Origin of the sequence: Nonomuraea longispora (assembly GCF_004348345.1) — a bacterium.
GTDB classification, from domain to species: domain Bacteria; phylum Actinomycetota; class Actinomycetes; order Streptosporangiales; family Streptosporangiaceae; genus Nonomuraea; species Nonomuraea longispora.
The window spans coordinates 1-7,179 of sequence record NZ_SMJZ01000307.1 but is presented as its reverse complement, the minus strand read 5'-3'; the positions used below and the strand labels follow the sequence as shown (position 1 = coordinate 7,179).

Sequence of the window (7,179 nt, the reverse complement as noted above, 5' to 3'; positions counted from 1 at the left end):
GGGCGGCGCTGCGGGTGGGGGAGGCGCTGGGCGGCCCGGTCGTGGCCGTGATCCGCGAGGTCAACGAGCCGTCGCGGAAGGTGGCGGAGAAAGCGGGCATGCACAAGGACCGTACGATCCCGTACGGTGGAGTGCCCAGCGACGTCTACGTCGCCTGAGCGCCGGTCAGCCCGCCCTGCCGGCACGCAGCACATAACCCAGCAGAACCAGCACGCCGGCCACGCCCTGGGCCGCCAGGACGGCGCCGAAGGCGCCCGGGGGGACCAGCGGCGCCGACAGCGCGGGCAGGCATCCGGCCAGGGCCAGGTCCGCGCCCGTGACCGCCCAGATCAGCGGCCCGGTGGGGATCGCGCCGCCCGGGGTGTCGAGGACCGGCATGGAATGGTCAACCGGGCTGCGCCTGGCCATCCGCAGCGCTCCGGCGGCGAGCGCCGGAGCGGCCAGCGGCCCGAGCAGCCACCACACCCCTCCGGCGGCGGGGCCCGCCAGGGCCGCGGCCTGCGTTCCGGATCCGCCGGCCAGCGCGAGCCCGGCCAGGGCCAGGATCGTCCACGAGCCGCTCAGCACCATCGGAAGCACGGCCCGGGCCGCCAGCGCCGGGCGCCTGGCCACCCCCATCAGCCGTGCCATGACCGGGTTGTCGTTGTCCCTGCGCGCCCCGGACACACCGGTGCAGGCCGCGGCCAGCCCTCCCGCCAGCACGGCAGCCCACAACGCCGTGGGCGCGAGGCCCGCCTGGGCCAGCACGGCGGGCAGCGCGGCCGCCGCCGCCATGGCCGCGAGCCGCCTGGGCCTGCGGGCCAGGCGGAGCCAGTCGTGCCAGGCCAGGGCGAACGGCGCGGGCATCGACGGCCAGCGGCGCGATGCGAGCTTCCTTGCACGCCAGTGGTTGTCCTCGGCGATCCAGGTGAGCGCGCCGGGGTCGAGCGTGGTGGCCGCGTTGCTCACGTGGCCCGCGCGGGTGGAGGCGCTGACCAGGGTGCGGGCGGGGATCCGGCCGAGCGCCGCCCACGCCTGACGTGCCAGCAGGGCGGAGAGCACGACGCCGCCCGCGGCGACGGTCGCGACGACGGACAGCGGCGCGGCCGCCGCGACCGCCATCGCCGAACGCAGGTGCCCGCTCATGGCCACCACGGCCAGCACCACCAGCCCGGCGATCGCGACGGTCAGCCAGACCTGCCACGACTGCGACGCCTGGCCGAGCACCGCCAGCGCCATCCCGCCCACGGTCGCAGAGACGCCGAGCGCCAGCGCGGCGAGCAGTCGCCACATGAGCTGGTCGGGAGCGCCCAGCACGGCCAGCACGCCCAGCCCCAGCACGAGGCCGGCCACGACCGCGACCACGAGGAGCGCCCGCGCGGTGCGGCCGAGCACGTGCCCCCGATTGAGCGGGGAGAGCAGCAGCCAGGCCGCGTCGGGGGCGGGCAGCAGCACCGGGCCCGCCGCCCTGGCGGCGACCAGGAAAGCCGTCATGGCCAGCGCCACCAGCGCCACGCCGGCGCCCGTACGCGCGGGATCGGCCGGCCCGGCCAGGTCGCCGATCATGGTGGCGACGGGCTGACCGGCCACGGCGGCCAGGACCGCGAGCTGCACCATGGTGACGTACCGGTCGGTGAGGCTGACGGGGGCGTGGCCGCGCGAGCGCAGGTAGGCGCGTACCGGCCGCACGCCGGCCGCGGACCCGGATGTCGGGGGCATGTGCGGGCGCGTCACGCGGTGACTCCTGACGGGAAGACCTGGCGGGCGTGCGCGGCAAGACCTTCGTCGTGCGTGGCCATGACGACGGTGCCGCCTCCGGCCGCGTAGTCGCCGAGCAGCCCGGCCAGGCGGGAACGGAAGGCGGCGTCGAGCCCGCGTTCCGGCTCGTCGAGGAGGAGCAGGGTGCTCGGCCGGAGCAGTGTGGCGGCGAGGCACAGGCGCTGGCGCTGGCCGGTGGACAGGTTGAGCGGGACCGCGTCGGCGCGCTCCGTCAGGGCGAACACGTCGAGCGCCGCGTCAACGGTCATGCGGGGAGTGGCGTGCACCGCGCCCATCAGCTCAAGGTGCTCGCGCGCGGTGAGCCCCGGATACCAGGCCGGCTCGTCGCCCAGCAGCGCCACCCGGCTCCAGAAGCGCGCGTTGTCGGCCGGCGGCTCCCCGAACATCCGGATCTCGCCCGACGTGGCGGGCTGGAGGCCGGTCAGGCAGCGGAGCAGCGTCGACTTTCCGCAACCGTTGGGCCCGACCACCGCCACGATCTCGCCCGGTGACACGGTCAGCCGAACGTCCCGCAGCACGGGATTGGCGCCCAGATCAACCGCGAGGCCGGCCACTTCGATGATCGGTTCGTACACCGTTCGAGGGTAACCAACTCGCGCGCGCCGTGCGAAGCGGCGGGAGTGCGCAGGGCGGGATCGCCGCGTGCGTAAGGGATTCTGTCGGTGGCGCCCTCTACCTTCAGTAGCCGAACACTTGTGCGATAGGAGGGTGACGTGATCGCTTCTGAGCGGTTCGAGCGCGCTGCGGTGCTGGGGGTCGCTGTGGCGGAGGAGACCCGCAGGCTGCTGCGGCACCACCTGAGCTCGCCGGAGGAGGGGGGCGACGGCACGGTCCTGGTCGACGTGCCCTATCCCGACGCGGCCGTGTTGGCGGCGGTGCTCGACGTGGCCGCCGAGTGTTTCGGCGAGCGCGGTGACTCGGTCGAGGAGGCCAGGCAGGCGGCGCTGGAGACGTTGTTGCAGCTGGCGGGGTTCGACGGGGAGTCGCAGCTCAATCCCGGCGTGTCCGCCGGTGAGCAGTCATAGGATGTCGTGGATATCGGGATGTCCATGGCATCCGAATGGAGGGTTGCGATGGCGACGCGGCATCTGGACGTGGTGAGGCACGGAGCGGCCCGATCCCTTCGGCAGGCTGACCGAGGCGGGGGAGCGGCAGTCGGAGCTGGTGGCCGAGCGCCTCGCCCGCTTTGCCGGTCGACGCGGTGTGGCACTCGCCGCTGCCCCGGGCGGCGCGCTCGGCGGAGATCATGGGTGAACGCCTGCCCGGGGTTCCTGTGCGGGAGGCGGCCGAGCTGGTCGACCACGTGCCGCATGTGCCGGACGGGATACCGCCGGAGTGGGCGGGGTTCTTCGACGGATACGACGCGGACGCGTCCGGCCGTGAGTCGCGTGGAGATCCGGCCGAAGGAGGTGGTGCGGGCCGGGCGGCTTCCGTGAGCGCGCTAGTGGCGTAGGGCGGCGTGGGCGGCGCTGAGGCGATCGGACTCATCGCGCTCGGAGTGGTCGCCGGACACGTCGTCCGCCCATGCGAGCAGCCGTCGCAGGTGGGCGTCGGCCGTGCCGGTGGAGACGGCAGGACTGCCGAGAGCGACCTCGCCGCTGGTCCCGTCGATGGTGACGGGGGTGCCCTCGGTGACGGTACGCCCATCGGCGGTCAGTGAGGCGGCGTCGACGACGAGGCCGGTGACGCCGACGACGGCGGGTTTGCCCATCGCCCGTGCGACGACTGCGGCGTGGCTGGCCGGCCCGCCGCGCGCCGTGACGATCCCCGCGGCGGCGGCCAGGCCGCGCATGTCGTACGGAGACGTCTCCGGGCGCACCAGGACGACCGGGCCGTCGGCGGCCATGCGCACTGCCGCCTCCGTCGTGGTCGCCACCTGGCCGGCCGCGACTCCCGGGCAGGCTCCGAGCCCACGGGCCAGGATGTCGGCCCGCGCCGATACCGCGATGCGGGGCGTGCGTACGTGCCGCAGATGGTGCGGCGAGACCCTGAGCAGCGCTTCGCGCCGGGTGATCAAGCGCTCGTCGGCGAGGTCGGTCGCGACGCGTACGGCGGCGCCTCCGGCCAGCCGGGCGGGCCGCGCCTGCAACAACCACAACTCGCCGGACTCGAAGGTGAACTCGACGTAGCACGCGTCGCGGTAATGCCCCTCGACGCGGTTCAGCGCCTCCGCCAGGGCGGACCACACGGCCGGTTCCCCGCCGGCGAGCTCGTGCAGGGGCCGGGGCGCCGATCGGCCCGAGACGACGTCCTCGCCCTGGTGACCGAACATGACGTCGCCGAACGGGACGTTCTCCCCGGTGTTGGGGTCACGGCTGAAGGCGACCCCCGTGCCGCTGTGGTCGTCGCGGTTCCCGTACACCATCGCCTGCACGATCACGGCCGTGCCGAGGTCGTGCGGGATGCCGTGCAGGTCGCGGTACGTTCGTGCGCGCGGTGAGTCCCACGACGAGAAGACGGTCTCGATCGCCGGGCCAAGCTGCCCGGCGGCGTCGTCCGGGACCGTCCGGCCGCCTCGTCGCCGTACGAGTTCCGCGGCCCTGTCAAGGCTCGGCCGCCCCCCTGCCGAGCCGGAGGTCGTGGGCACCGCGTCCAGGCTCGGCCGCCCCGCTGCCGCGCCGGAGCCCGCAGGAGCGTCCGGCATGATCGCGGACGCGAAGCTCGTCAGGAACCGCAACCGCGCGTTCGCGGCGAACTCGGGGTCGCCGGTCTCGGCCGCCAAAGCCGTCGCGGCCTCGGGCGTGAGGCCGAGGTTCAGAACGGTGTTCATCATGCCGGGCATCGACACCCTCGCCCCGGAGCGTACCGACACGGTCAGCGGCGTCCGGGTTCCGCCGAACCTGCGCCCGGTGGCGGCCTCCAGCCCGGCCATGGCGATCGTGAGCTCCTGGTCGAGACCGCCGGGAAGCCGGCCCGCACGCATGAACTCCCGGCACGCCTCGACGGTGACGACGAACCCGGCGGGCACCGGCAACCCCAGCCGGTGCAGCGTCACGAGGCCGTGCGCCTTGGCCCCCAGGGTCTGCGGGCCCTCCTCGGTCCGCGCGGAGAGTGTCCGGATCCACCTCACCGGGGGATCCCGAGCGTCGCGAGCAGGTCTTCGTGAAGCTGGGCCCACACGATGTGGTACGACGACGCGACGTGGTTGGCCACATATTCCAGTTCGCCCGAGTGCGCGCGGTCGAGGGCTTCGGCCAGGCGGGTTCGGTAGCGGCCGAAACGCGGCAGCGCCGCGGCCAGCTCGGCGCAGACGAGCGCGGCTCTGCGGTCGAAGTCGGCGAACCGGCCGAGGACGCGGGTGTCGTACGCCGGGTCGTCGTGGTCGTTGACGACCATGACGCCGTCGATCCGCCTCAGCTGCCAGGCCGTGCAGAGATCGAGCAGTTCCGGGTTGAGCACGAGAAATCGTTCGTAGGCGGCGGCGACGGCGGGGCGTGCGCCACCCGCTTCCAGCTCGCCGGCGATCCACTCGGCGTCCGCGACCCGGCCGGCCTCCGTCAGGCCCCACACGTCGAACCCGTCGGCCAGATGCGTGACGAGACCGGCGACCGCGAGATCGATCAGCTCGGACTCGGCCTCGGACTCGTCCAGGCCGGTGACCGCGCTCACCCGGGCGAGGCCGGCATGACCGGCGCAGCGCAGGGCGTGGAGCACCGGCATCCCGGTGCGGTGAGGTCGGGGCAGGGTCATGGCGCCGTCCTCCGCGACCTGGGGTGCGCCTGCTGGGTGCGTACGGTAACTCTCCATGGCATGGCCAAATGTTGACACAATCCAAATGATGACGCCATTCGAAGCCGGAGCACTCACCCGGAGCGGGCAGACTGGAGGCGTGCCATCCACCCTGCCTGACGGCGATCCCGCGCCCGCCACGGGCGAGCTGCCCGCCGGTGCCCTGAGCACGCTCGGCGAGCGTCCGTTCGGCTTCTACGTGCACGTGCCGTTCTGCGTGACGCGCTGCGGCTACTGTGACTTCAACACCTACACCGCCGACGAGCTCGGCCCCGGCGCCTCCCGCCGCGACTACGCCGACACGGTCGTCGAGGAGATCCGGCTCGCGCGCCGCGTGCTCGGCCCGGCGGAGCTGCCGGTGGAGACGGTGTTCTTCGGCGGGGGCACACCCACCCTGCTACCTCCCGAAGACCTGGCCAGGATCCTGGGCGCGATCGGCTCGGAGTTCGGGTTGCGGCCGGGGGCCGAGGTGACGACCGAGGCCAACCCCGAGTCCGTCGACCCGTCCTGTCTCGACAAACTCCGCCACAGCGGGTTCAACCGGATCAGCTTCGGCATGCAGAGCGCACGCGAGCACGTGTTGCGGGTGCTGGAACGCGGGCACACGCCGGGGCGGGCGGCCGAGGCCGTACGCGAGGCGCGGGCCGCCGGGTTCGAGCACGTCAACCTCGACCTGATCTACAGCACGCCCGGCGAGTCCGACGACGACTGGCGGGCCACCCTGACCGCGGCGATCGAGGCCGGGCCCGACCACGTGTCGGCCTACTCCCTGATCGTCGAGGAGGGCACCAGGCTCGCGGCCAGGATCCGGCGGGGCGAGCTGCCCATGCCCGACGACGACGTGGCCGCCGACCGCTACCTGATCGCCGACGAGATGCTGTCGCAGGCAGGTCTGCGCTGGTACGAGGTGTCCAACTGGGCCGGCTCCGACGCGGCGCGCTGCCGGCACAACCTGCTCTACTGGACCGGCGGCGACTGGTGGGCCGCCGGCCCCGGCGCGCACAGCCACGTCGGCGGCACCCGCTGGTGGAACGTCAAACACCCGGCCGCCTACGCCCAGCGGCTGGCCGGCGGCGCCTCGCCGGCGCACGCCCGCGAGGTGCTGGACACCGGCGACCGCGAGGCCGAACGCCTGATGCTGGAGCTGCGACTGGCCTCCGGCTACCCGCTCGCCGAGGTCGCGCCCGGCGCGCGTCCCACCGTGGCGAGCGCGCTGGCGCGGGGGCTGCTCGAACCGGCGGCGTTCAGGTCGGGGCAGATGGTGCTGACGCTCCAGGGACGCCTGCTCGCCGACGCCCTCATCAGGGACCTGCTCGTCTAGGTGATCATGCGGATGGCGAACGGATAGCGGTACATCTGCCCCTTGTTCGTGGCCATGGCCGCCTGGATGTGGAAGATCAACGACACGATCCAGACCACCGGCAGCAGCAGGATGCCGACGAAGACGATCATCAGGATGCTCGAGATGAGATAGCCGATGAACATCGTGATCTGGAAGTTGAGCGCCTCCGCCGCCTGGTCGCGTACGTACGGCGCCTCGTCCTTCTTCATGAGGTAGATGACCAGCGGGCCGACCCAGGACGCCAGCAGGCCCAGAAGGTGCGCGATCATCGCCAGCGTCGCGTCGTCGGTGCCCGGGCGGGGGCCGAAACGGCCCGGTACGTACGGTTCGTGAGGGGCGCCGGGGTAGCC

At 73.4% G+C, this 7,179-nt stretch carries 7 protein-coding genes; 2 read left to right on the top strand and 5 right to left on the bottom strand.

The features are described 5' to 3' along the window. Positions 1-165: 165 nt before the first annotated feature. Together E1267_RS41555 and ccmA are read right to left on the bottom strand one after the other, a co-directional pair. A complete protein-coding gene (locus E1267_RS41555) occupies positions 166-1,713 on the bottom strand; it encodes a DUF6297 family protein (protein WP_132341468.1) in 1,548 nt (515 codons plus the stop codon). Then, entirely contained in the window at positions 1,710-2,333 is a 624-nt protein-coding gene (gene ccmA / locus E1267_RS41550) for a heme ABC exporter ATP-binding protein CcmA (RefSeq protein ID WP_132341466.1), read from the bottom strand. The genes E1267_RS41555 and ccmA overlap by 4 nt, the downstream gene beginning before the upstream one ends. 138 nt (positions 2,334-2,471) lie before the next feature. Here ccmA and E1267_RS41545 point away from each other — a divergent pair, with 138 nt between their 5' ends. Next, positions 2,472-2,783, top strand: a complete 312-nt coding sequence (locus E1267_RS41545; RefSeq protein ID WP_132341465.1) for a hypothetical protein — start codon at positions 2,472-2,474, stop codon at positions 2,781-2,783. Between the two features lie 416 nt (positions 2,784-3,199). On the opposite strand, the gene E1267_RS41535 is transcribed toward E1267_RS41545, so the two are convergent. Beyond that, the gene (locus E1267_RS41535) at positions 3,200-4,828 is read right to left on the bottom strand and encodes a pyruvate, phosphate dikinase (protein WP_132341463.1); all 1,629 of its coding nucleotides are present in this window, start codon (positions 4,826-4,828) and stop codon (positions 3,200-3,202) included. Beyond that, positions 4,825-5,448, bottom strand: a complete 624-nt coding sequence (locus E1267_RS41530; protein ID WP_132341461.1) for a transcriptional regulator — start codon at positions 5,446-5,448, stop codon at positions 4,825-4,827. Before E1267_RS41530 ends, E1267_RS41535 begins: the two co-directional genes overlap by 4 nt. A 139-nt stretch (positions 5,449-5,587) precedes the next feature. On the opposite strand from E1267_RS41530, the gene hemW reads away from it, so the two are divergent. Then, positions 5,588-6,808, top strand: coding sequence for a radical SAM family heme chaperone HemW (hemW, locus tag E1267_RS41525; protein ID WP_132341459.1), 1,221 nt, complete (start codon positions 5,588-5,590; stop codon positions 6,806-6,808). Here the strand turns inward: hemW and E1267_RS41520 are convergent. Further along, on the bottom strand, positions 6,805-7,179 hold a 375-nt coding region (locus E1267_RS41520), incomplete at its 5' end, for a DUF4870 domain-containing protein (protein ID WP_220449925.1). The genes hemW and E1267_RS41520 overlap by 4 nt on opposite strands.

Excerpts from the sequence above, each read along its gene's own strand:
- E1267_RS41530 (WP_132341461.1), bottom strand. The coding sequence starts at position 5,448 with ATGACCCTGCCCCGACCTCACCGCACCGGGATGCCGGTGCTCCACGCC.